The organism is Acinetobacter sp. YH12205 (assembly GCF_013418125.1).
GTDB classification, from domain to species: domain Bacteria; phylum Pseudomonadota; class Gammaproteobacteria; order Pseudomonadales; family Moraxellaceae; genus Acinetobacter; species Acinetobacter towneri.
In genome coordinates, this window is sequence record NZ_VPCQ01000004.1 from 74,076 (window position 1) to 98,921 (window position 24,846).

Sequence of the window (24,846 nt, forward strand, 5' to 3'; positions counted from 1 at the left end):
GTGGGATGACAGAACAGATGGATTTGGCTTTTGATCGTGAACATCTTTGGCATCCTTACACCTCTATGACTCAGCCCTTAACAACCTTTAAGGTTAAGCGGGCATTTGGCAGCACCATTGAACTTGAAGATGGTCGCCAGTTGATTGACGGCATGTCATCGTGGTGGTGCGCGATTCATGGCTATAACCATCCTAAACTGAACCGTGCTGTGACCGAGCAACTCGACAGTATGGCGCATATCATGTTTGGTGGATTGACCCATCGTCCTGCCATTGAGTTAGGGCGTTTGCTGCTCGAAATTACCCCACCGAGTTTAGATAAAATTTTTTATGCAGATTCAGGTTCAGTTGCCGTTGAAGTGGCGCTGAAAATGGCGGTGCAATACTGGACAGCACAAGGCAAAACCGAGAAAACCAATTTTATTACCACCCGTTCTGGCTATCATGGCGATACATGGAATGCCATGTCGGTCTGTGATCCTGTCACAGGGATGCATCAGGTTTTTGGCTCAAGTTTGGCGCGTCGTTATTTTGTATCTGCACCGAAAACAGCCTTTGATCAAGAATGGAATCCTGCTGATATTGCAGAATTGGCGCAAAGTTTGGCAGAGCATCATCAGCAGGTTGCTGCCATGATTATTGAGCCGATTGTGCAAGGTGCAGGCGGCATGCGCTTTTATCATCCTGAATATTTGCGTCAAGCCAAATTGCTCTGTGAACAATATGATGTGTTGTTAATTTTTGATGAAATTGCCACAGGTTTTGGGCGTACAGGCAAGTTGTTTGCATGGGAACATGCACAGGTCGAACCCGATATTATGTGTATCGGCAAAGGGCTGACAGGCGGTTATATGACCTTGTCTGCCACATTGACCACGAAGCATGTTGCAGAAACGATTTCGCAAGGTGAGGCAGGTGTGTTTATGCATGGCCCGACCTTTATGGCAAATCCACTGGCCTGCGCGGTTGCAGTAAAAAGTACCCAATTATTATTAGAACAAGACTGGCAAGCCAATATTCAACGTATACAACAGCAACTTGAACAGCATTTAACACCATTGGCTAATTTGGCATGGGTGCAGGATGTGCGAGTTTTAGGTGCAATTGGTGTGGTAGAACTTAAACATGCTGTCGATATGCAAAGCCTGCAACAAGAATTTGTGCAACGTGGTATTTGGGTACGTCCTTTTGGTAAATTGGTCTATGTGATGCCGCCGTATGTGATTACAGCAGCAGAACTAAATACTTTATTGCAGCAATTGGCTGAGGTGGTGACAGGTATGCAAGGAGCGAGCGCATGAGTTTACTCGATCACTATGCAGAACAGCTTGATCAGCTTCGCCAACAGGGCAATTTTCGTCAATTTCGCAGCAATCAGCAGCAAGGTAAAACAATTGAAATTCAGCAACAGCAGATGCTGAATTTATCTTCCAATGATTATTTGGGTTTAGCCTCTGATTTGCGCTTACGTGAACAGTTTTTTGATGAAACACCGAATGCACAGCGTTTAATGAGTGCATCTTCATCACGTTTACTGACTGGAAATTTCCCTGCCTATGAACAGCTTGAAGCCACATTAACGCAATTATTTCATGGGCGAGCTGCCTTGCTGTTTAATAGCGGCTATCACATGAATATTGGTATTTTACCTGCATTGGCAGATGCGAAAACCCTAATTTTGGCCGATAAACTGGTACATGCCAGCATGATTGACGGCATTCGTTTGTCATCTGCCAAATATTTGCGTTATCGGCATAATGATTTGGCACATTTGCAGCAATTGCTGATGCAATATCATGCTGATGACAATTATGAACGCATTATTGTGGTGACTGAATCCATTTTTAGTATGGATGGTGATGAAACTGATTTAGCCGCATTGGTCGCGCTGAAACAGCATTTTGCCAAAGTCATGTTATATGTCGATGAAGCACATGCGATTGGCGTACGTGGGCAGCAAGGTTTAGGTTGTGCCGAACAATATGGCGTGATTGATGCCATTGATTTTCTGGTTGGGACGTTTGGCAAAGCCGTTGCTTCAGTTGGGGGATATTTGATCTGTGATCCGATTATCCGTGATTTCCTAATTAATCGGATGCGCCCGCTAATTTTTAGTACCGCACAGCCACCTATTTGTATGGCGTGGACGCAGTTTATGCTGAATCAGATTGTGCACATGCAGGCACAGCGTCAGCATTTGGCGGCCTTGAGCCAATCTATACAGCAGGGGATTCAGGCCAAAGGTTTTGCTTGCCCATCAACTTCGCAAATTGTACCTGTGATTATTGGCGACTCTACTACAACTGTAAGCAAAGCCCGACAGTTACAGACTGCAGGTTTTTATGTGATGCCTGTACGTCCACCGACTGTGCCGCAAGGCAGTTCAAGACTGCGGATTTGTTTAAATACGCAATTTGAAACGGCAGATTTAACACAGTTACTGGATTTGCTTTGAGTGTGCGTATGCGTATAGATAAGGCACAAGTGGCACAGCGTTTTGCCCGCGCTCATCAGAGTTATAAAACGCATGCCGTGGTACAGCAGCAAATTTGTCAGCAGTTAATGGCAAAAATGCAGCAATGTTTTGTGCAGCAAAAGTTGTCAGATCAACCTCAGCCTTGCTTTGAAAACGTCTTGGAAATTGGCTGTGGTTCAGGGAATTTAACCGACTTGCTACTGCGTGAATTTCAAATTCAACAGCTGACTTTAAATGATTTATATGCCGAAGTGTTGCATGTGTATCTGCATCATCCTCAAACAACTAGTACGCAAATTCATGGCTTAATTGGCGATATAGAACAGCTCGATTTTCCGCAGTCTTTGGATTTAATTTGTTCGAGTTCGGCTTTGCAATGGGTGGAAGATTTGGGAGCATTATTGCGCAAGGCGAATCAAGCGTTAAAGCCGCAAGGGTATTTGTGCTTTTCGACGTTTGGCCCTCAAAACTTGACTGAAATTAAGCAATTAACAGGTCAAGGCTTACATTATTTGAGTATGGATGCGTTACAACAACAGCTTAAACAGCAGGGCTTTGAAGTATTACACTGTTCAGAGCAGTTTGAATCATTAAGTTTTGAACATCCCAAACAGATTTTGCAGCATTTAAAAGCCACAGGTGTCACGGGTACAGCACAAGGGCAGCGTTGGAACAAAACGACTTTAACCGAATTTTATCGGGGCTATGAACAGTTTAGTCAGCAGCATAGCTCACAGCAAAAAAGTTATACGCTCACGTATCATCCTATTTATTGTCTTGCACGGAGAATGCCATGACAGCTCAAGTCTATTTTGTGAGTGGTATTGATACAGGGATTGGCAAAACCTATGCCACAGGTTATTTGGCCAAGACCATGAATGAACAGGGTATTCAGACCATTACCCAAAAGCTGATTCAAACGGGCAATCAAGACGTTTCAGAAGATATTGAGCAGCATCGTAAAATTATGGGCAGTGAATGGTTGCCTGAAGATGATGACAAACTCACCATGCCTGAAATTTTTAGCTATCCTGCTTCACCGCATTTGGCTACACAAATTGATGGTCGTGAAATTGACTTTGCTAAAATTGAGGCTGCGACTGCGCAACTGGCGGCAAAGTATGATGCAGTATTATTAGAAGGTGCGGGCGGGCTCATGGTGCCGCTGACCACAGACCTACTCACCATCGACTATATTGAGCAAAAACAATATCCTGTTATTTTGGTGAGTTCTGGGCGTTTGGGCAGTATTAACCACACTTTGCTCAGTTTGGAAGCTTTAAAAACACGTGGTTTGAATTTACATGCATTGGCATATAATTTGAACGATGAATCACAAGACCCTTTAATTTCGCAGGATACTGCCAAATATTTAAAAAATTATTTGTCAAAAAGCTTTCCAAAAGCACAGTGGATTGAAATTCCTGTATTGCCAAATATTTAATTTTTATTATTTTTTGTCCAACCAATTTGCCCAATAAAAAAGCCACACATGAACGTGTGGCTTTTTATCAATTTGGCGTATTTCAGCTTTTAGAATTTTTTAAAGCTTTTATTGCCAAACGGTTTGCGTGGTGCATTTTCGTCACGACGTTCACGGTTGCCGTAGCTGTTGCCATCCTGACGTGGTTCACGGTTGCTGTAGCTGTTACCATCCTGACGTGGTTCGCGGTTGCCATAGCTGTTACCGTCTTGGCGACGCTCACGGTTGCCATAGCTATTGCCGTCTTGGCGACGTTCGCGGTTGCCATAGCTGTTACCATCTTGACGACGCTCACGGTTGCCGTAACTGTTACCGTCTTGGCGTGGTTCGCGGTTGCCGTAACTGTTACCGTCTTGGCGTGGTTCGCGGTTGCCGTAACTGTTACCGTCCTGACGACGTTCACGCGGTGCAAAACCTGTGTTTTGTGCAGCTTCTTCGGTGTCACGACGTTGCTGACGCAAGAAACCACCACGACGTGCTGCCAATGGTTTTTCTTGCATACGCTCATTGCGACGTTTTGCCATGCCGTACAAACCTGTGCCTTGACGTGGTTTTAATTCAACTGCTTTGGCAAGGTTGTCGATGTCATTTTTATCCAATTCCATCCAGCGACCTGTACGCAATTCACGCGGTAAAATTACCGTGCCGTAACGGGTACGCAATAGACGGCTGACTTTCAGACCTTGTGATTCAAAAATACGACGAACTTCGCGGTTACGACCTTCTTTTACCACCACTTGATACCAGCGGTTAATACCATCACCGCCAATTTCAGAGAAAGATTCAAACTTGGCAGGGCCATCATCTAGCACTACGCCGCGCAGCATGTTGTTTTTCAGTTGTGGTGTCACTTCACCCATCACACGAACTGCATATTCACGTTCAATTTCGTTCGATGGGTGCATTAAACGGTTGGCTAATTCACCATCGTTGGTGAATAGCAATAAACCTGTCGAGTTAATGTCCAGACGACCAACCATTACCCAACGATCATTGGCAATTGCAGGCAGGTTATCAAATACAGTTGGGCGCTGTTCTGGGTCGTTGCGTGAGCAAATTTCGCCTTCTGGTTTGTAGTAAATCAGAACGCGACGACGAATTTCATCTTCAATTTGGAACTGAACTTTACGACCATCGATGCGAAGCTCATCACCTGGTTCGATACGTTCACCCACTTGGGCAACTTGGCCGTTGACACTCACACGACCAGCGGCAATGACTTCTTCCATATAACGGCGAGAACCCAAGCCTACTCGTGCGAGTACCTTTTGCAACTTTTCACTCATGACAGCATAACCTTAGAAATGATCATCAACAGTTTACCTATTCAAGACACAGACGCAGATGCATCGAGTGCCATGAAAGCTTCCTTGGCATCCTGTAGGGGAGGCAATTGACTTAAGGAATTCAAGCCAAACGCATTTAAAAATTGAGGCGTTGTAACCAACAACGCAGGTCTTCCTGGGAGTTCTCGGAAACCTGATTCTTTAATCCAGTTCCAATCAAACAATGTGCGTAAAATTTGACTATTGTTTGATACTCCGCGAATTTGTTCAATATCTGCACGGGTCACAGGTTGGTGGTAGGCAATCACCGCCAGTATTTCTAGCAGTGAGGGCGAAAGTCGGGTCGGACGTTCAGGCCACACCTGTGTAATAATTGTACGATACTTTGCCCGCACCTGAAAACGGAAACCTTGTGCGGTTTCGATCAGTTCAATCGAGCGACCATGTTGTAACATGGCCAATTGTTGTAAAAACTGGCGTAATTGCGCTTTGCTATATTTATCTTGAAAAGCTTCTTTCAGACGCGCTAAAGACACAGCACTGTCACTGGCAAAAATAATTGCTTCGAGTTGCATCAGCACTTCATGCTGTTGTTCGCCTTCAGACAAGCTCGAAATTATGGGTTCTGGATTCATGCCTGCGCCCCTTGAATGCTCAATGGTGCTTCAATCCCACTGCTGATAATGCACACTTTTTGCTGGCGAGTCAGTTCTAAAATCGCCATAAAGGTCACAACCATGCCCATGCGTCCCTGACTTGGTTTTAGCAACGCATCAAAACTCAGTACTTCACCCGATGCGAGTTTGGCTTCAATAAATGCAATCCGTTCTTCAAGTAAAACAGGTTCTTGCAAAATTTGATGGGTGACAGGTTCAGGACGATTAAAAATGCAGAACAAGGCATCACGTAATTGATCGGCTGCATAGCCGACATTATTGACTGCGGTATGCCCTAAGCTAACATTGGTAGCAAAAGTATCGCGTTCTAAAACAGGCATTTGCCCCAAGCGTTCAGCTGCTTGTTTGACTCTTAAATAGGTTTCTAAACGGTCAATCAGCTCTTGTTTTGGGTCTTTTTCAATGCTGCTGATACTGGCAGGTTTAGGCAACAATAGGCGGGATTTTAAATCGGCCAGTAATGCCGCCATCACCATATAATCGGCAGTCAGTTCAATATTTAGCGATTTCATGGCATCCATATACGACAGATATTGCGATGCAATCGGGGCAATATCTAACTGAAGTAAATCGAAGCCATTTTTTTGAATCAGGTAAATTAAAAAGTCGAGTGGTCCTTCGAAATGCTCTAACAGAATTTCAAATGCTGCAGGAGGAATATACAAATCCTCAGGAATCGACTCTTGCCACTCATCTAACACACGAATGTGTTGGGCAGGTTCCATCGCATTGTGGAGGGATTGATTCATTACAGTGTTGGGCCACGCGAATTTTCAAAAGCATGCAAATGCTATTTCCGCTTCAGATAAGAAGGAGATGGAGAAATAGCTCAGAATTAATAGCGGTTAGTCTAAAGGATATCGTGATTGAAATAAATCTGTTCTACGACCAAATATCAAAAAAAGCCTAAAATAAATCGGGATTGAGGGAGATTTAAGGCAAGTTGTAAAAATTAACTCATTCAATCTTTAAGTATTTATTTCTGTTTTATTCTGTAATGCGTATTCAATCATTGCCATGCAGCTGTCTTGTAAACACAGATTACGAGTTTGCGATTGCGCTAAAAGTGCTTTACATAGTGCTGCATCTAAAAAGTAAGTATAAGAATCGGGAGGTTCAGGTATTGTTGCTGTGAATGCAGTTTGGGAACACACGATTGCATCGGAATCTAGCGTCCACGGACGTTGCACATAAATGTGCATCTCATCCGAAAACTGCTGCAAATTTAACAATACCTGAAATAAAGTCATGGGTTTAATTCGTGCAAGTAAGGCTTTTAAACCGTAGTGCTGTCAATCGCTTTGCAGGTGGTGAATGCTTATTCAAAAGCACTCACATCTCCCACACCACGACGCACAATTTGCGGGTTGTCGCCCGATAAATCAATAATACTGGTGGTGCTAAGTGTGCCTAAGCCACCATCAATCAGTACATCAATACGTTTGTTGAGTTGTAGATCAATCTCGTATGGATCATCTAAAGGGTCTTCTTGCCCCGGTAAAATCAGGGTGCTGGTCAGTAAAGGTTCGCCTAATTCTTTAAGCAGCATGCGACAAATGGGGTTGCTTGGAATACGCAAACCAATGGTTTTTTTATTGGGATGCATCAAGCGACGCGGAACTTCACTGGTCGCAGGTAAAATAAATGTGGTGACCGCAGGCGTATTGTTTTTCAGCAGACGATACATGGCATTGTCCACTTTGGCGTAGGTGGCAATATCCGATAAATCGGCACAAATAATGGCGTATTGGTGTTTTGCGCCTAAACCACGAATTTGTGAAATGCGCTCCATCGCGTTTTTATTACCAATTTGGCAACCAATCGCATAAGCAGCATCGGTTGGATAGACCACCACATCGCCTGCGCGTATGCGTTCAACCGCTTGGCTGATTAGACGCGGCTGTGGATTTTCAGGATGTACTCTTAAATGCAACATATGAATTCCTCAGTAGCGTAAATGTGACGTTAGGCTCATTATGAAAGGGGATTGATGTCACTTGCAATCATTGCCTTGTGCTTTATTACATTTAATCCAAATTTTTTCGTTCAAACTCTGCAATTTGTAATGTTTTGCCACCTCGGGTGCAGTAACAAATACATTCAATAAAGCGTTTTGCATCGCGTGGTAATTTGGCTTCTCCGTTAAAATAACGCTGCACTTGGGCAAAGACATTGTCTTTAAATGTGCGGCCATCTCCACCTTCACCGGTCAGGTTATCTAAAGATACACGGAATTTTCGTCCAAACGCTTGAGCAAACAGCCATTCAATGGCTTGAGGTTTAATTTCAACCTGTTCAAATAAGGCTTGTTGTTCCTGAGTACGACCATCGGGAGCATACCAATAGCCTAAGTCTGGCAGTAAACGTCGTTGTTCGCCTGCGATGCTCCAATGGCTAATTTCATGTAAAGCGCTATTAAAGAAACCATGTGCAAATTGAATACGTGCAGGCTGTGTTGCCGTGGCAGGAAAGTACTCAGGTTCAAAATCACCTTTGACCAAGTTCACATTTAGGTGGGAAAACCAGTGATTAAAGTGTAAGATGAGCCAGTCCACCTGTTCCGTTTCTGTATTGAGTTTTGCCCAGTCCGAGAGTTGCACTTGGGGGTGCGAAGTGTCAGAATTGGTGGTTGGAAGTGTGCTCACAAGTGATGAAAAATTCACTTCTGTTTGCGGCTGCAACAGATGCATGACTGTGTTACCCAAAATTGGTCTGTCTAAATAAGTACAAAATTGTATCTTAATCTTTGACAGAGTACTGATGAATTTGTAGAATTGCCGCCTTAATTATGTCAGCAAATACCTTTCCGGCACAGATTGAGCCGTTTAAATGGGCTGAACAGGGCTTTACATGGTCAGGTAACCTGCCATTGTCTCGCTTTGCTCGTATCGCCCGTGAAGCTGTTGGATCAATTGATGATCAATTGGTTAACATAGACTGTAAGCTATCAATGGATGCGTATCATCGCATTGTATGGCTAGATGGTCATATTGAAACGAGAGTTCCAATGGAATGCCAACGCTGCTTGGGTTCTGTAGAAATAGACCTCGTTTCAGATTTTCATCTAGCTCTTGTGGATGATGAGTCACTGATAGAGCGCTTGGATGAGGATGCTGATTTCATTGTATTAGGTGAAAGTGAAGCCACCACCAAAGGCGATTATGATTCGCCTGCGACGGCTAATTTACTGTCACTTATAGAAGATGAATTGTTATTGTTGTTGCCTTTATCTCCTAAGCATGACGCTTGCGAGCATAAGCATCAACCTGCCATTCAGAACATTGCCGAAGAAAAACGTGATAATCCGTTTGATGTTTTGGCAAGTTTGAAAGGTAAACTTAACTGAAAATTATGTTATAATTTTTAGTTAAGACAACTCAATTTGTTCTGATCCATTTTTTCGATCTTTGTAAGGAGCCATCATGGCCGTTCAGCAAAACCGTAAAAGTCGCTCTCGCCGTGACATGCGCCGTTCACATGACGCTTTAACCGAGAATGCATTAACTGTAGACCAAGCTACTGGTGAAACTCATCGTCGTCACCACGTAACTAAAGATGGTTTCTACCGTGGTCGTCAATTATTCGCTAAAGCAGATGCTGAATAATTGGTGATGTATTAAGCGTCAAGCTTAGTAGAAAAAATGGGAGCGTAAGCTCCCTTTTTTTGTGCCCGATTTTTGTTGTATTTGGCAATTACTAAAAACAAAATTAAGTGTTAAATTTCCGCTCCATAACTGAGCTTACATGAGAAGGTGTGGGTTGTAGCTGCAAAAAACTACAATTTGTGCATCTTAATTAAAGGATTTTTTATGTCTGCTAAACGACTCGAGCAAGCAGCTCAAGCCACTAAAACTGCATTTGTCTTTCCTGGTCAAGGCTCACAAAAAGCCGGTATGTTGGCTGAGCTTGCAGAACAGTTTAGCGGTGTGCGCGAAACATTTGCAGAAGCCTCTGAAGCGATTGGCTTTGACTTATGGCACATTGCACAAAGTGGTGAAGGTTTAGACCAAACAGAATTTACTCAGCCTGTATTACTCACTGCAAGTATCGCTTTATGGCGTGTGTGGTTAGAGTTGGGTGGTGTTGCACCAAAATATTTGGCAGGACACTCATTGGGCGAATACAGCGCATTAGTAGCTGCAGGCAGCTTGAGCTTGGGCGATGCCGTTAAACTGGTAAACTTGCGCGGCAAATTAATGCAAAACGCTGTGCCACAAGGTCAGGGCGCAATGGCTGCCATTTTAGGCCTTGAAGATGCCAAAGTGCTTGAGCTATGTGAACAAGTGAATGTGCAAGGTCGTGGCTCGGTAGAAGCAGCCAACTACAATGCACAAGGGCAAGTGGTTATTGCAGGCGATAAAACTTTAGTCGAAGCAGTAATGGCATTGGCCAAAGAAAATGGCGGTAAAGCCATTGCCCTGCCTGTATCTGTACCTTCACACTGTTCATTGATGAAACCTGCTGCCGAACAGTTTGCACAAGCTTTGGAACAAACTGCCATTGAGCTACCGCGTATTCCTGTAATACAAAATGTCAACGCTGGAATCGCGGCAGATGTTGCGCAATTAGGTCAGGCACTCACTGCGCAATTGTACCAATCGGTGCAGTGGACACAAACCATGCAATACCTACAAGATCAGGGTATTGAATATATCGTGGAATGTGGCCCAGGCAACGTATTGGCGAATCTTGCGAAGCGTTTACCGAATATCGAAAAAGCATTCCCACTCGACACACAAAGTCGTATGGAAGATGCACTAAATGCCATTTTAGTGGCAGAAGGGAAAATTGCATGACACAAGAACGTAAAGTTGCATTAGTCACAGGTGCAAGCCGAGGGATTGGTGCAGCCATCGCTCAGCAACTCATTCAAGACGGTTTTTTTGTGGTAGGTACTGCCACTTCTGAAGCGGGCGCAGAAAAATTATCGGCAAGTTTTGCAGAAAACGGTGCAGGTAAAGTATTGGATGTCCGTGATGGTGCAGCCATTGATGCATTGGTTTCTGAAATTGAACAAAGCTATGGTTCAGTTTTGGTTTTAGTTAACAATGCGGGCATTACCAAAGATAATTTGTTACTGCGTATGTCAGAAGATGATTGGGATGACATTCTCAACATTCACTTAAAGGCAGTTTACCGTTTATCTAAACGTGTCTTGAAGGGCATGACCAAAGCACGTTTTGGACGCATTATTAATATTAGTTCTGTGGTAGCACATTTTGCGAACCCAGGACAAGCGAACTATTCTGCGGCAAAAGCCGGTATTGAAGCATTCAGCCGTAGCCTTGCCAAAGAAATGGGCAGTCGTCAAATTACAGTAAACTCGGTTGCTCCGGGCTTTATTGCAACTGAAATGACAGATCAGCTAAGTGAAGAAATTCGCAAAAAAATGAGTGAGCAAGTGGCATTAAACCGTTTAGGTGATCCACAAGATATCGCAAATGCAGTGAGTTTCTTGGCTTCTGACAAAGCTGGTTACATCACTGGTACAGTGTTACACGTAAATGGTGGTTTATACATGAGCTAAGCTCAAGTATAAACTTTCAAAATTTTATAGATTCAATTAAACTAACGGCATTAAAAACGCCACAAGCAATGAGGAGAATTCCTGTGAGCGATATCGAACAACGCGTTAAACAAGCGGTTGCAGAACAACTTGGTCTTAAAGCTGAAGAAATCAAAAACGAAGCATCTTTTATGGATGACTTAGGTGCTGACTCTTTAGACTTAGTAGAGCTTGTAATGTCTTTCGAAAACGATTTTGACATCACAATCCCAGACGAAGATTCTAACGAAATCACAACAGTTCAATCAGCAATCGACTACGTAACTAAAAAACTTGGTTAATTGTTGATTTCAGCTCTGCTGAAATGAAAGCCACCGCAAGGTGGCTTTTTTATGCGCTGTCGTTTTTACAATCGAATATGAAAAAGGCGCATTTTGTTAAATGTGTGATGTAGCTTACATTTTGTTACCAGGCTAGTGTCTAATCACAACCGAAGTCGCTTATTTTTTTAGTTATAAATGAATGAGAACAGAAACGTGCTTATGTAAGTGAGCGACGCTTTATAAACAGCAGAAAAAAATAGGAGTACCTCATGGGTCTTTTTGATTTTGTAAAAGGGATTGGTAAGAAAAATACAGCACCTGCAGAGCCACAAGCTGCACCAAGCACACCTGCAGAACCATCAGCACAAGAAATTGCCAATAAACTTTTGGGGCATGTGAAAAGTTTAGGCTTACCTGTGACAGGTTTATCGGTGAGTTATAACGCAACTACTGACTTAGCGACAGTGCGTGGACAGGTCAACAGTCAGGCAGACCGTGAAAAAATTATTCTTGCAGTGGGTAATATTGACCATGTTGCACAAGTAGATGATCAACTCACAGTTGCAACCCCAGAACCAGAAAGCAAGTTCTATACAGTAAAATCAGGCGATACCTTATCTAAAATTTCTAAAGAATTTTATGGGGATGCCAACCAATACAACAAAATCTTTGAAGCTAACCGTCCATTACTAAAAAATGCCGATGACATTTTCCCAGGACAGGTGTTGCGTATTCCTGCATAAATGTGAGCAGCCTGAATAAAGGCGCGTGATGCGCCTTTATTTATTTTGTTTTTTGTCGTTTTTGGGCTGTTGGATTATTGTCCTATTCTCATAATGAACAAAAGAAGTAAAAAAACGGCATTGTTGTATAAATATTTTGTAAGATAACGATTTTTAAAGGTTTATGGAAATTTTAAAAATAAATAAATTAAAAAAATCAAATTGTTAGGTATTTGCACAACCTAGCCATTAAATACTCGATCGTATCTTTAAAAAAACCGCCATGAATGGCGGTTTTCTCAATGACAACTCATGTGTCTCACAACGATATTTTATGTGTCGCGATATTACCAGCTCAATGCACCGCCAGTCTGGTAATCGGTCACACGCGTTTCAAAGAAGTTCTTCTCTTTACGCAAGTCCATCATTTCAGACATCCATTGGAACGGGTTGTTTACGCCAACAAACTGTTCAGGTAAACCGAGCTGACTTAAACGACGGTTACAGATGAATTTCAAATATTCTTCCATCATACCTGCGTTCATGCCCAATACACCACGTGGCATAGTGTCACGTGCATATTCAATTTCAAGCATCGTGCCTTCAAGAATCATTTGAATCACTTCTTGCTGGAATTCTGCAGTCCACAAGTGCGGGTTCTCAATCTTGATTTGGTTAATCATGTCGATACCAAAGTTCAAGTGCATAGATTCATCACGTAAAATGTACTGGAATTGCTCTGCAACACCGTTCATTTTGTTACGACGACCCATCGACAAGATTTGGCTGAAACCGCAGTAGAAGAAAATACCTTCAAGTACACAATAGAATGCGATTAAGTTGCGCAGCAAAATTTGGTCGTTTTCAGGTGTACCTGTTTTGAAAGTAGGATCGCTTAAAGATTGCGTGTACTTCAAGCCCCATGCTGCTTTACGCGCAACCGATGGTACCTCGCGGTACATATTGAAGACTTCACCTTCATCCATACCTAACGATTCGATGCAGTACTGGTAAGCGTGAGTGTGAATCGCTTCTTCAAAGGCTTGACGCAAAATGTACTGGCGGCATTCAGGGTTGGTAATGTGGCGATAAATAGCCAATACCAAGTTATTAGCAACCAATGAGTCTGCAGTAGAGAAGAAACCAAGTGAACGCATTACAATGGTGCGCTCATCTTCAGTTAAACCATTTTCAGACTTCCACAATGCGATGTCGTGGTTCATGTTGACTTCTTGTGGCATCCAGTGGTTTGCACAACCATCTAGATATTTTTGCCATGCCCATTCGTATTTGAACGGTACAAGCTGGTTTAAGTCTGCACGACAGTTGATCATGGCTTTATCATCAACCTGTACGCGCGATGCACCCATTTCCAGTTCTTCAAGACCAGGTGCAACGTCCAATTGATCTAGAGCGTTAGATGCTCTTGCCAACGGATCGGTTGAATCTGTTGCTCCACTTCTAGGGGCTGTAGCGGGTTGTGCAGCTGCCACAGTCTTCTGTGGTTGCTCTGCATGAGATACCATCTGCGTATCATGCGCTTTTTGCGGTTCGACGGGCGCAGACTTGTGTTCAGGAGCAGCCGGTTTTTGCGAATCATCTTCGAAATCGTCCCAACTTAGGATAGACATATCAATTCTCTCTTCGTTGCTTTATATCTTTTATGGACATCCAGCTACGCTGAGATGTCTTAATATACGCTTAATTTGTGAAAGCAAAATTAAGTTTTGCTCATCTTGGTCTGAAAAATGTACATTCCGACCAATTTGCTCACGACTTATTTTGCTTTCGTTGTTGTTTTGCCGCTTGTACCCAAAAGTAAGCAATCGGTGCGTAAAACAACACTACAAAGGAAACCAGCAAGACCGCGAGTCCTAACATATAGTTGTGGGTCATGTGTGGCATGGTGATTTCCTTGGTTATTCAACTGGATTGGTTGCCCTAAGTTTTAAGACAACCAAAAAACCTTATAAATTAAAAGTTGAACTCAATAATTTTGTTACTAACTCATTCTCTAACAGAATATTAATCGCTAGCAAAAGGCTTGATGTTGCTTCTACTAAATTTGCACAACTGTTTAAAATATCAGCTAAAGCTAGTAAAAATGTAATGATTAATAAGCTCACGATAGCTCCATTTATATTGTAAGAAGCTACTTTCATGGCGATGTGCTAGTAAAAACATCTACTAGAGTCACATTATTTGCCACGTAGGTAGCTAATAATGTTTTCTGACTTCTAGTTATTTATTTTACTGACAAGCCTCACAATCAGGATTATCAATACTACATGCCATTGGCACTGGTGCTGCTTGAGCAAAATCTTCATCAACAGCTGCAGACGCTTCTGGTGTAACGGCTGCCACAGGGGCTGCTGTTACTGTTGCAGGTTTTACTGCGTTCAATGCGCCCGTGTTAATGGTCGATTTCTCTGCAGACGTTGCACCCAATGCACGTAGGTAATAAGTCGTTTTCAGACCACGTAACCATGCCATTTTATAAGTCAGGTCAAGTTTCTTACCGTTTGCACCTGCAATATACAAGTTCAACGATTGCGCCTGATCAATCCATTTTTGACGACGTGATGCTGCATCTACAATCCAGCGTGGTTCAACTTCAAACGCAGTCGCAAAAATCGCTTTCAATTCTTCAGGAATACGTGAAATTTTTTGTACTGAACCTTCAAAGTGTTTCAGGTCATTCACCATTACAGAATCCCACAAATCACGCGCTTTCAATGCACGAACGAGGTAAGGATTGATTACTGTAAATTCACCAGACAAGTTCGACTTCACATATAAGTTTTGGAATGTCGGCTCAATAGACTGAGAAACGCCACAAATATTTGAAATGGTTGCAGTCGGTGCAATCGCCATCACGTTTGAATTACGCATACCGTCTTTTTGAACTTTGGCACGTAAGCTGTCCCAATCCAAACGCTGTGTACGGTCTACTTCAAACATACGTTCTGGACGTGATTTCGCCACAATATCTAAAGAGTCAATTGGTAAGATGCCTTGATCCCACAATGAACCTTTAAATGTTTCGTAAGTACCACGCTCAACCGCCAAGTCGCTAGACGTTTGAATCGCGTAGTAGCTGATCACTTCCATAGATTCATCGGCAAATTCAACTGCAGCGTCTGAACCATAAGCCAAGTTCATTTCATAAAGTGCATCTTGGAAGCCCATGATGCCCATACCTACAGGACGATGTTTCAAGTTTGAATTGCGTGCTTGCGGCACTGCGTAGTAGTTAATGTCGATGACGTTATCGAGCATACGCACTGCAGTTTTAATAGTACGTGCCAATTTCTCACGGTCTAACACACCACCTTGAACGTGTTGCACAAGGTTGATAGAACCCAAGTTACAAACCGCGATTTCATCTTGGTTAGTATTGAGGGTAATTTCAGTACACAAGTTAGATGAGTGCACTACGCCAACGTGTTGTTGCGGTGAACGTAGGTTACATACGTCTTTGAATGTGATCCACGGGTGACCTGTTTCAAACAACATTGACAACATTTTGCGCCATAAGTCCTTCGCACGAAGTTTTTTATGCAGCATGTTAGTTTCTTTGGCAATGCTTTCGTAGTACGCATAACGCTCGGCAAAAGCTTCGCCCGTCAAATCGTGTAAATCTGGTGTTTCAGATGGCGTGAACAGTGTCCATTCTGCATCTTCAAAGACGCGTTGCATGAACAAGTCAGGTACCCAGTTGGCTGTGTTCATATCATGGGTACGACGACGGTCATCCCCTGTGTTTTTACGCAGCTCTAGGAATTCTTCGATGTCTAAGTGCCAAGTTTCTAAGTACGCACATACCGCACCTTTACGCTTACCACCTTGGTTGACCGCAACAGCTGTATCGTTAGCAACTTTAAGGAACGGAACAACACCTTGAGATTTACCGTTTGTTCCTTTGATGTATGAGTTCAAAGCACGTACTGGCGTCCAGTCATTGCCTAAACCACCTGCCCATTTAGACAGCATTGCGTTGTCACGCATTGCACCATAAATGTTGTAAAGGTCATCGGAAATTGTAGTTAAGTAACAGCTTGATAACTGTGGACGTAGCGTACCTGAGTTAAACAGGGTAGGCGTAGAAGCCATGTAGTCGAAGCTAGACAATAAGTTATAGAACTCGATTGCACGTGCTTCACGGTCATCTTCATTAAGCGCCAGACCCATTGACACACGCATAAAGAACAATTGTGGAAGTTCAAAGCGTACGCCATCTGAGTGAATGAAATAACGGTCAAATAAAGTTTGCAGACCTAAATAGGTAAACTGGTTTGAGCGTTCAGGCTGAATCGCTGCAGCAAGTTTGGCAAGGTCAAACTCAAGTAAGTCTGCAGAAAGCAAATCAAGTTCTACACCTTTTTTCAGGAAAGTTTCTAATGCTTCGCCTTCAGGTGTATCTGTTGCCAAACCTAAAAATTCTAAGCCTGTTGCTACCAAGTCATTACGCAATAAACGCGCAGTCACATAGGTATAGTTCGGCTCTTGCTCAATACGGGTACGAGTCGCCATCATCATGGTGGTTGAGATGTCAGACTCTTTTACACCGTTGTAGAGGTTTTTCACGGTTTCATCAATGATGGCATCTACATCAATGCCTTCTAAACCTTCTGCCGCTTTATTCACGGTTGCTTTTAACGCACCTAAATCTAGTGGTTTAAGCTGACCGTTTGCATCAGTCACTTGTAAAGTTGGGTGATGGTTTTCACCTGCTTGCTTACGCGCTTCTGAGCGTTGTTCACGGTAGATGACATAAGCACGAGCAACTTTTTGCTCGCCTGTACGCATGAGCGCAAGTTCAACTTGGTCTTGAATTTCTTCAATGTGAATAGTTCCGCCAGACGGTAAACGGCGGTTGAATGTGTTCAACACCATTTCAGTCAGTTGTTCGATCCGATCATGAATGCGGCTTGAATCGGCGCTTTGTTGACCTTCTACAGCCAAAAACGCTTTGCCAATTGCAACTGCAATTTTTTCAGCATCAAAAGCGGCAACATCACCAGTGCGTTTAATCACTTGTAATTGACCAGGGGTTGAGGTGATTACGCTCATGTCAGCATAGCTCCATTGTCATCTATTGTTATGTTTATGGACCATTAAACTGGGCAAAACTTAGGCCGCAGTGATTGAGGGATAAACACAAGACTTAGTGGTTTAAAATTGAATTGAACACAAGATACGGGAAAATTGAGGGTAGATCAATATTGACTTTTTCTTTTAAATTTTGACTATTTTAGGATTCAAATTTATCTCAAAAATACCGAATTTTGTCCTTTCGGCTATAAGCCTTATCAGACAAGGGCATAGCATAGCAAAGCTCGGAAAAACTGCTTATAGATAACCTTGTGGATAACTTGAAAAGTTAGGAGATAATTTTTCCAAAGGCGGCAAAGGCTTGATCTAGTGCAAAAAATACCCATTTTGTAACTTTATGTTTCTTAAATCTGTTTAAAAATCACCAAAACTAGAAAAGTGCTATAAATTCAATGCTTAATAAAAATATAACAAAATAATACGCAGATGTATCAGTTTGGTGAACAGTATCTTGTTTACAATGTAAACGTGTGTATATTGCAAATTATATCAAGACCTATCTCTCAGATTTTAAAAGGATAGGTCGAATCCAATAAAGGGACAGGTTATGAGTCAAGAAGAAAAGTTACCAAAAATTTTAATTGTTGAAGATGATGAACGCCTTGCACGACTTACGCAGGAATACTTAATTCGCAATGGTTTGGAAGTTGGGGTAGAACCAGATGGCAACCGTGCGATTCGCCGTATTATTGCCGAGCAACCTGATCTTGTGGTGCTCGATGTGATGTTACCAGGTGCCGATGGTTTAACCATTTGTCGTGAAGTTCGTCCACATTATCATCAACCAATTTTAATGCTGACTGCGCGTACTGAAGATATGGATCAGGTGCTAGGTCTGGAAATGGGTGCAGATGACTATGTTGCAAAACCTGTGCAGCCGCGTGTGTTGTTGGCGCGTATTCGTGCTTTATTGCGCCGTACCGACAAAGTGACTGAAGATGAAGTGGCACAGCGCATTGAATTTGATGATTTAGTGATTGATAACGGTGGTCGTTCTGTAACTTTAAATGGTGAATTGGTTGATTTCACCAGCGCAGAATATGACTTGTTATGGTTATTGGCTTCAAATGCAGGGCGTATTTTATCTCGTGAAGATATTTTTGAGCGTCTACGCGGCATTGAATATGATGGTCAAGACCGTTCAATTGACGTGCGTATTTCACGTATTCGTCCAAAAATTGGCGATGATCCTGAAAATCCAAAACGTATTAAAACTGTGCGCAGTAAAGGTTATTTGTTCGTTAAAGAAACCAACGGCATGTAATACGCTTTTTTCTGAGTCAAATACTGGCTCACATATAAAATAAGTCACATAGGACGGATTTTGTGCTTAAACACAGTATATTCTTGCGCATATATGCAGGATTGGTGATCTTAGTTGCAGTAGTTGCCATTTTGGCGTACTTATTGGTGCAAATCATCAACTATCAGCGTGCGCAAGAATATCGTGAGTCTTTAACTGATGGTATGGCTTATATTATTAGTGAAGGGATTGCACGACAGCAAAACGAACAGCAAAAGAAAGACTGGATTTCTGATGCATCCGATTTGCTGGAATTGCCCATCTACTATGTGCAGGCAGACAAAGTAGATTTGTCGCGCGCAGAGCTTAGACGGATTAAAGAACGTAAAGCGGCTGTGCGCTATAATGCCGAAAATATGATTGCCTATATTATTTTGGGTATGAAAGATGATCCAAATCATTATTTATATATCAAGGCAGATAAAATTACAGAACGGCAAATGAAAGCTTTGCCGATTTTTGTTTTAGATTATTTGGTGTATTACCCGGGTCAGGAAAAAGAATATCTAGCCAAAATTCAGCAGCACTTTTCTTATCCGGTCAATATTAAAAATATTCAGGAACTGCCACTCGATTCTGAACAGATTGGGCGTTTAAGACTCGATCACAGCATTATTTTATATCGTGACAATGCCACCGTGCGTGGTACAACCATCTCGATTGTGTCACCGATGCCAAATTCACCCTCAGAAGTCTTGGTTTTAGGGCCTGTGCCGTTATTTAACTGGATGCCATTCCAGTTGGCAGCAGGCATTACCTTGCTCAGTATGTTTATGTTGAGCTTGGGGGTTTATGGTTTGATCTTGCCTATGCAACGTAAGATCCGCCAAGTGAACTATGCCTTAAACCGCACCAAATCGGGTGATTTAAACATGCGTTTGCCTGTAGATGGCACAGATGAAATGGCAAGTTTGGCATCTAGTTATAACAGCATGTCCGACCATATTCAGCGTTTGATTGAGGCGCAGCGTGAACTGATGCGCGCTGTATCGCATGAGCTGCGCACGCCTGTGGCACGTATTCGTTTTGGTATGGAAATGCTGGCAGAAGAAGATGATTACGAATATCGCTTACAGCAAGTCGAAATGATTGATAAAGATATTGAGGCTTTAAACACCTTGATTGATGAGATCATGACCTATGCCAAACTTGAACAGGGCATGCCATCTTTAGAAATTGAAAAGATCGTTTTGGTTGAAGTGCTAGAGCAGGTGGCTACGGAAACAGAAGCATTGAAAACCCAAAAAGATATTCAATTGCTTGCCCCACCTGTGACTTTGGAAGTGGAAGCTGAACGCCGTTACTTGCACCGTGTGGTACAGAACTTGGTGGGCAATGCAGTCCGTTACTGTGACCATAAAGTCTTGATCAGTGGCGGTATTAACGAACAAGGCATGGCCTATGTTTGTGTGGAAGATGATGGGCCGGGGATTCCCGAACAAGACCGAGAACGTGTATTTGAAGCCTTTGCTCGTTTAGATGACAGCCGCACCCGTGCTTCAGGTGGTTATGGTTTAGGTTTGTCTATTGTAAGCCGCATTGCTTATTGGTTTGGTGGCAAAATTGAAGTCGATCAGAGTCCGAACTTGGGTGGTGCACGTTTTATGATGGTTTGGCCTGCCAAACGGTTTAGTAAGGCAAGAAAAAAAGTCGCAGCAGAGAAAGAGAAAACTACAGATTCATTGACTTGATTTGAGTGTACTAAAACTTTTCTCAGACATAAAAACCAGTGCAGTTCAAGGCACTGGTTTTTTATCGCTTTTTTATCTCTATGCAGATCAATCTACAGCTTAGTGCGATTCTTTATATTGCTGATCGGCCTGTTCAAAACGGTCTGTCACTTCATGACTTGGCGCTTTACCCAATAAACTCACCACGACAATCGCAATCCAAGAACAGACAAAGCCCGGAATAATTTCATAAATACCCGTATCTGCCCAAAGGTTTTTCCAAAGAATGACCATAAGTGCGCCGACAACCATCCCCGCCAATGCACCATTTAAAGTCATGCGTTTCCAGAACAAAGACAAAATGATTAGTGGACCAAATGCTGCACCGAAGCCTGCCCAAGCATAAGAAACCAATCCCAAGACTTTTGATTCAGGATTACCCGCCATCCAAATAGCAAGCAGCGCAATCATGAGTACCATGCCGCGTCCGACCCACACCAATTCATTTTGTGAGGCATTTTTACGCAGGAACGATTTGTAAAAATCTTCGGTTAAAGTACTTGAACAGACCAAAAGTTGACAGCTTAGGGTACTCATCACAGCAGCTAAAATTGCAGCCAGTACCACACCTGCCACCCACGGATTAAACAGGATTTTGGTCAATTCCATAAATACTGTTTCAGGATTGGCATTGACCACACTTGCCAGTTCAGGATGTTGCTGGAAGTAGGCGATACCAAAAAAGCCCGCAGCCACAGCACCGCCTAAACATAAGGTCATCCATGTCATGCCAATACGACGTGCATTCGGAATAGACTTGACTGAATCAACTGCCATAAAACGCACTAAAATATGTGGCTGTCCAAAATAGCCTAAGCCCCATGCCATGAGGGAAATGATCGCGACCCAGCTTAAATCTCCGACTAAATTCAGCGCCTGCGGACGAGCCGCTTCTAAAGCAAGTGTGACTTGGCTTAGGTCAGAAAAGCTGAGTAGGGTAATGATAGGGGTCAGCAAGAGCGCAAAAATCATCAAGCCAGCCTGAATGGTGTCCGTCCAGCTGACTGCCAAGAAACCACCAATAAACACATAGCTGATGGTGGCAATAGCACTAATCCACAATGCAGTGCTATAAGGCAGATCAAACATACTTTCAAATAAGCGCGCACCTGCAACCATGCCCGAAGCACAATAAATCGCAAAGAAAATTAGAATTACGCAGGCAGATACAATCCTTAAAATTTTTCTTTGATCATTAAAACGGTTAGAAAAATAATCAGGCAAAGTCAGTGCATTGTGCTGTACTTCGGTGTGTACTCGTAAACGACCTGCCACCAAAAGCCAGTTTAGCCATGCGCCAATAATCAGACCAACGGCAATCCACATTTCAGACAAACCTGAAAGATAAATGGCACCGGGCAAGCCCATCAGCAACCAGCCACTCATATCGGATGCGCCTGCAGAAAGTGCAGTGACAAAACTGCCAAGACGACGACCACCTAAAATGTAGTCCGAGAAATTTCGAGTCGCGCGATAAGCCAATAAACCAATGACAATCATGGCGACAATATAAAACAGGAAAGTAATAATGGTGGGGTTGAGTGCGCTCATACAGTATCCATTTGGGTTTTGGACAGTCGACTAAAATACAGACCGCTGCTAGATGTGAGTCACTCAATTTGGTGAGTGCAGACATCTCATCTGCGGTGCTGATTTCATCAAGAAACGCGAAATTTAACCATACATTAAAAAATATTTCAGATTTTTTTCTGAATGGGCATAAAATAGGCAGCTTGAAAGCTGCCTATCATCTTGATGTTTATCTGATTTGCTTATGGATTATTGCGACCCATAACACCACGAATGGTATTCAGGACATCTGCAGGTAAGACCACAGTTTTGGCATTGTTGGATTTCGCCATATCTTGCATGGCTTTTACATATTGCTCACCCAATAAGTACGCCACAGGAATTTCTTTATCACCTACCGCAGAGCTGACCATTTCAATGGCACGTTGAGAAGATTCTGCCAATACAACTTGCGCTTCTGCATCACGACGTGAAGCTTCCAAACGACCATCGGCTTCTAAAATAGCCGCTTGTTTTTCACCATCGGCTTTGGTTACGGTAGCACGACGCTGACGTTCTGCTGCAGCTTGTTCTTCCATAGCTGCCTGCATGGTATGCGATGGTTTAATATCCTGAATTTCTACAGTTTTAAGGGTAATTCCCCAGTCTGAAATATCATCAGAAATGGCTGCTTTGAGTTTGGCTTTGATGTGATCGCGCGAAGACAAGGCATCATCCAAATCCATTTCACCCACAATAGAACGCAATGAGGTTTGAACAAGGTTTTGAATCGCCCAAGTATAGTTTTCAATGCCATACACTGCTTTTTCAGGAGTCGTGAGATTAATGTACGCTACCGCATTCATGAGCAGAACTGCGTTGTCACGGGTAATGACTTCCTGAGATGGAATATCTAATACAATATCTTTGGTGGTGACTTTATAGGCCACTTCATCGACATAAGGAATGACGAAGTTAAGTCCCGGTGCAAGTGTGGTGTGGTATTTACCCAGACGTTGCACAATCCACTTATAACCTTGCGGAACAATTCGCACGCCTTTAAAAATGGTAATTCCAACAAAGGCTAAAATCGCTAAAACAATAATAGATCCACCAGACATTTTAATTTCTCACTTTTTCGTTGTCATGTGCGCTGTGATGCGGCTGCACCACCAAATCATTACCCAAAATATCAATCACGCGAATACGATCTCCCACTTGCACAGGGCTTGCGGTGCGGCAGTTCCATTCGTCTGAACCAAGTACGGGCATCGGGAAACGGACTTTAATTTGATCATGTTCTAAGTTGGTTTGAATGACCATGCCAATTTGTCCAATAGTGGCTTCGCGTGACAAGCCTGCTTTGGTTTTATCGGTAGATAAGGGTTTGATAAATTTAAACCACGCCAAGGTACACAGTACCGACAAGATAATCCACATCACCAATTGGGTAGTGGTACCCATCATGGGGAACATCCAGTATAAAATACCGACCATGACTGCCCCAATGCCAAACCATAAAGCGGCAAACGCAGGCAAGACCAGTTCTGAAAGCATTAACAGAACGCCTAGTACAAACCAGTGCCAAGGTTCAAGAACGAATTCCATACATCTACTCGCGTATTTTTTACGATTGGTTAATTCTAATTGCTTAGAGAAACGCATCGACTTAAAAAGATGCGCTCTCATCACTTTAACAGATCAATAAGTTTATGAATATTAAAAAAATCACTGAATCCTAAAATTTCGGACGCGGTGCAGGTTTCAGCGCGGCAGGTGATTTTTTAAAGTTATTGATGGCTTGCAGAATTGCTTTGACCTGTAATTGTGCGGCTTTTTCACCTTCTAAAATGGTTTGGTTACTGGCTTTTAAATCTAGAGTACCAATATGTCCAACTTTAGGTTGAATCACAATATTGGCCTGCGCCAATTCCTGATTGATGCTTTGCTGCCCCATAATATTGAGGGTTTGATCGAGTAAGCCCCACATGCTGACAGGTTGATTGCCTGTCGGACGTGCAGAAATATCCACTGCAATGACTAAGTCGGCACCCATCGCTTTAGCCGTCTGTACGGGAATTGGGCTGACCAAGCCGCCATCCACATATTGTGTTCCGCCAATGGTGGCAGGTACAAAAACATTCGGAATACTGCAAGAGGCACGTACGGCTTGACCAGCATTGCCTTTAATAAAGTCGGCTTTACGTCCATTATCTAAACGTGTGGCAACGGCAGCAAAACGAATTGGAAATTTTTCAATCGGTTTATTGGCTACGTGTTGATTGACAAAGTCTTGTAACTTTTGACCTGCAATAAAACCCTGACGGTTTAAGGTTAAATCACGAATGTCGGATTCTTTAAAGGTTAGGGCAATATGTTGGAGCTGATAAGGACTTTTACCACTGGCGTATAAACTGCCGACAAAGCTGCCTGCACTGGTGCCTGTGACAATTTTTGGTTTAATCCCGTGAGACTCTAAAACTTTAATGACGCCAATATGTGCAAAACCTTTAGCACCACCGCCACCCAGCGCCAGTGCAATTACAGGTTCACGTGCTTGGATAGGTGTGGTGCTTGGCGGTGTTTTTGTTGTTTTGTCGCAGCCAGCCAAAGTTAGAGCTAGTACGCCCACTAAAGAATAACGAATCAGTTGCATATCAAATCTAAATTTAGATCAAAGAATATTGCGCCCATCTGAACAAAAAATAGAAACTTT

General features: G+C 42.9%; 25 protein-coding genes and 1 pseudogene. 12 read left to right on the forward strand and 14 right to left on the reverse strand.

Features of this window, described 5'->3' with window-relative positions; all coding sequences use genetic code 11:
* The first annotated feature begins 17 nt into the window (after positions 1–17).
* From bioA to bioD, 4 genes are read left to right on the forward strand one after another with little or no spacing between them, the layout of a single operon-like run.
* Positions 18–1,301 carry an adenosylmethionine--8-amino-7-oxononanoate transaminase gene (gene bioA / locus FTU92_RS06465; protein WP_179990564.1) on the forward strand — a complete coding sequence of 428 codons (1,284 nt, stop codon included), beginning with the start codon at positions 18–20 and terminating at the stop codon, positions 1,299–1,301.
* Positions 1,298–2,455: an 8-amino-7-oxononanoate synthase gene (locus FTU92_RS06470; RefSeq protein WP_180095939.1), complete on the forward strand. Its 1,158-nt coding sequence runs from the start codon at positions 1,298–1,300 to the stop codon at positions 2,453–2,455. Before bioA ends, FTU92_RS06470 begins: the two co-directional genes overlap by 4 nt.
* A gap of 8 nt (positions 2,456–2,463) precedes the next feature.
* Entirely contained in the window at positions 2,464–3,273 is an 810-nt protein-coding gene (bioC, locus tag FTU92_RS06475) for a malonyl-ACP O-methyltransferase BioC (RefSeq protein ID WP_180095941.1), read from the forward strand.
* The gene (gene bioD, locus FTU92_RS06480) at positions 3,270–3,920 is read left to right on the forward strand and encodes a dethiobiotin synthase (protein ID WP_096902081.1); all 651 of its coding nucleotides are present in this window, start codon (positions 3,270–3,272) and stop codon (positions 3,918–3,920) included. The genes bioC and bioD overlap by 4 nt, the downstream gene beginning before the upstream one ends.
* Before the next feature lie 404 nt (positions 3,921–4,324).
* Here the strand turns inward: bioD and rluB are convergent.
* From rluB to FTU92_RS06510, 6 genes and pseudogenes are all read right to left on the reverse strand, one after another.
* Positions 4,325–5,245: pseudogene (gene rluB, locus FTU92_RS06485) on the reverse strand (23S rRNA pseudouridine(2605) synthase RluB); the annotation flags it as partial.
* A gap of 41 nt (positions 5,246–5,286) precedes the next feature.
* Complete coding sequence (scpB, locus tag FTU92_RS06490) at positions 5,287–5,880, reverse strand: SMC-Scp complex subunit ScpB (RefSeq protein WP_004972340.1); 594 nt, start codon at positions 5,878–5,880, stop codon at positions 5,287–5,289.
* On the reverse strand, positions 5,877–6,671 hold the full coding sequence (locus FTU92_RS06495) for a ScpA family protein (RefSeq protein WP_096902076.1): 795 nt from the start codon (positions 6,669–6,671) through the stop codon (positions 5,877–5,879). The genes scpB and FTU92_RS06495 overlap by 4 nt, the downstream gene beginning before the upstream one ends.
* A 219-nt stretch (positions 6,672–6,890) precedes the next feature.
* Positions 6,891–7,172: a hypothetical protein gene (locus tag FTU92_RS06500; RefSeq protein WP_131260707.1), complete on the reverse strand. Its 282-nt coding sequence runs from the start codon at positions 7,170–7,172 to the stop codon at positions 6,891–6,893.
* 68 nt (positions 7,173–7,240) lie between these two features.
* Positions 7,241–7,858, reverse strand: coding sequence for an L-threonylcarbamoyladenylate synthase (locus tag FTU92_RS06505; protein ID WP_004972336.1), 618 nt, complete (start codon positions 7,856–7,858; stop codon positions 7,241–7,243).
* A 91-nt stretch (positions 7,859–7,949) separates the two neighbouring features.
* Positions 7,950–8,612: an elongation factor P hydroxylase gene (locus FTU92_RS06510; RefSeq protein WP_096902070.1), complete on the reverse strand. Its 663-nt coding sequence runs from the start codon at positions 8,610–8,612 to the stop codon at positions 7,950–7,952.
* A 98-nt stretch (positions 8,613–8,710) separates the two neighbouring features.
* Here FTU92_RS06510 and FTU92_RS06515 point away from each other — a divergent pair, with 98 nt between their 5' ends.
* The 6 genes from FTU92_RS06515 to lysM all read left to right on the forward strand — a co-directional run bounded on the left by FTU92_RS06515 (position 8,711) and on the right by lysM (position 12,494).
* On the forward strand, positions 8,711–9,268 hold the full coding sequence (locus FTU92_RS06515; protein WP_131260705.1) for a DUF177 domain-containing protein: 558 nt from the start codon (positions 8,711–8,713) through the stop codon (positions 9,266–9,268).
* Positions 9,269–9,344: 76 nt separating this feature from the next.
* On the forward strand, positions 9,345–9,527 hold the full coding sequence (rpmF, locus tag FTU92_RS06520) for a 50S ribosomal protein L32 (protein ID WP_004972331.1): 183 nt from the start codon (positions 9,345–9,347) through the stop codon (positions 9,525–9,527).
* Positions 9,528–9,731: 204 nt separating this feature from the next.
* A complete protein-coding gene (gene fabD, locus FTU92_RS06525; protein ID WP_096902067.1) occupies positions 9,732–10,718 on the forward strand; it encodes an ACP S-malonyltransferase in 987 nt (328 codons plus the stop codon).
* On the forward strand, positions 10,715–11,449 hold the full coding sequence (gene fabG, locus FTU92_RS06530) for a 3-oxoacyl-ACP reductase FabG (RefSeq protein WP_004972328.1): 735 nt from the start codon (positions 10,715–10,717) through the stop codon (positions 11,447–11,449). The genes fabD and fabG overlap by 4 nt, the downstream gene beginning before the upstream one ends.
* Positions 11,450–11,532: 83 nt before the next feature.
* Positions 11,533–11,769, forward strand: a complete 237-nt coding sequence (gene acpP / locus FTU92_RS06535; RefSeq protein WP_001279871.1) for an acyl carrier protein — start codon at positions 11,533–11,535, stop codon at positions 11,767–11,769.
* Between the two features lie 251 nt (positions 11,770–12,020).
* The gene (gene lysM, locus FTU92_RS06540) at positions 12,021–12,494 is read left to right on the forward strand and encodes a peptidoglycan-binding protein LysM (RefSeq protein WP_004972325.1); all 474 of its coding nucleotides are present in this window, start codon (positions 12,021–12,023) and stop codon (positions 12,492–12,494) included.
* 326 nt (positions 12,495–12,820) lie between these two features.
* On the opposite strand, the gene FTU92_RS06545 is transcribed toward lysM, so the two are convergent.
* From FTU92_RS06545 to FTU92_RS06555, 4 genes are all read right to left on the reverse strand, one after another.
* Positions 12,821–14,104: a ribonucleotide-diphosphate reductase subunit beta gene (locus FTU92_RS06545; RefSeq protein WP_180051976.1), complete on the reverse strand. Its 1,284-nt coding sequence runs from the start codon at positions 14,102–14,104 to the stop codon at positions 12,821–12,823.
* A 139-nt stretch (positions 14,105–14,243) separates the two neighbouring features.
* Positions 14,244–14,378 carry a hypothetical protein gene (locus FTU92_RS14090; RefSeq protein WP_004972322.1) on the reverse strand — a complete coding sequence of 45 codons (135 nt, stop codon included), beginning with the start codon at positions 14,376–14,378 and terminating at the stop codon, positions 14,244–14,246.
* A gap of 62 nt (positions 14,379–14,440) precedes the next feature.
* Positions 14,441–14,635, reverse strand: coding sequence for a hypothetical protein (locus FTU92_RS06550; protein WP_179988535.1), 195 nt, complete (start codon positions 14,633–14,635; stop codon positions 14,441–14,443).
* An 88-nt stretch (positions 14,636–14,723) separates the two neighbouring features.
* Entirely contained in the window at positions 14,724–17,546 is a 2,823-nt protein-coding gene (locus tag FTU92_RS06555) for a ribonucleoside-diphosphate reductase subunit alpha (protein WP_180095943.1), read from the reverse strand.
* Positions 17,547–18,135: 589 nt separating this feature from the next.
* Between FTU92_RS06555 and bfmR the strand changes: the two genes are divergently transcribed.
* Positions 18,136–18,852: a response regulator transcription factor BfmR gene (gene bfmR / locus FTU92_RS06560; protein WP_096902057.1), complete on the forward strand. Its 717-nt coding sequence runs from the start codon at positions 18,136–18,138 to the stop codon at positions 18,850–18,852.
* A gap of 62 nt (positions 18,853–18,914) precedes the next feature.
* Positions 18,915–20,582, forward strand: coding sequence for a sensor histidine kinase BfmS (bfmS, locus tag FTU92_RS06565; RefSeq protein ID WP_096902056.1), 1,668 nt, complete (start codon positions 18,915–18,917; stop codon positions 20,580–20,582).
* 99 nt (positions 20,583–20,681) lie between these two features.
* Here the strand turns inward: bfmS and putP are convergent, their stop codons facing one another.
* From putP to FTU92_RS06585, 4 genes are all read right to left on the reverse strand, one after another.
* A complete protein-coding gene (gene putP / locus FTU92_RS06570) occupies positions 20,682–22,172 on the reverse strand; it encodes a sodium/proline symporter PutP (protein ID WP_154320988.1) in 1,491 nt (496 codons plus the stop codon).
* 221 nt (positions 22,173–22,393) lie between these two features.
* Positions 22,394–23,251 carry an SPFH domain-containing protein gene (locus tag FTU92_RS06575; RefSeq protein WP_004972306.1) on the reverse strand — a complete coding sequence of 286 codons (858 nt, stop codon included), beginning with the start codon at positions 23,249–23,251 and terminating at the stop codon, positions 22,394–22,396.
* 1 nt (position 23,252) lies between these two features.
* Positions 23,253–23,738, reverse strand: a complete 486-nt coding sequence (locus FTU92_RS06580; RefSeq protein WP_131260698.1) for an NfeD family protein — start codon at positions 23,736–23,738, stop codon at positions 23,253–23,255.
* A 130-nt stretch (positions 23,739–23,868) separates the two neighbouring features.
* The gene (locus FTU92_RS06585) at positions 23,869–24,786 is read right to left on the reverse strand and encodes a patatin-like phospholipase family protein (protein WP_096902052.1); all 918 of its coding nucleotides are present in this window, start codon (positions 24,784–24,786) and stop codon (positions 23,869–23,871) included.
* Between the last annotated feature and the right edge of the window lie 60 nt (positions 24,787–24,846).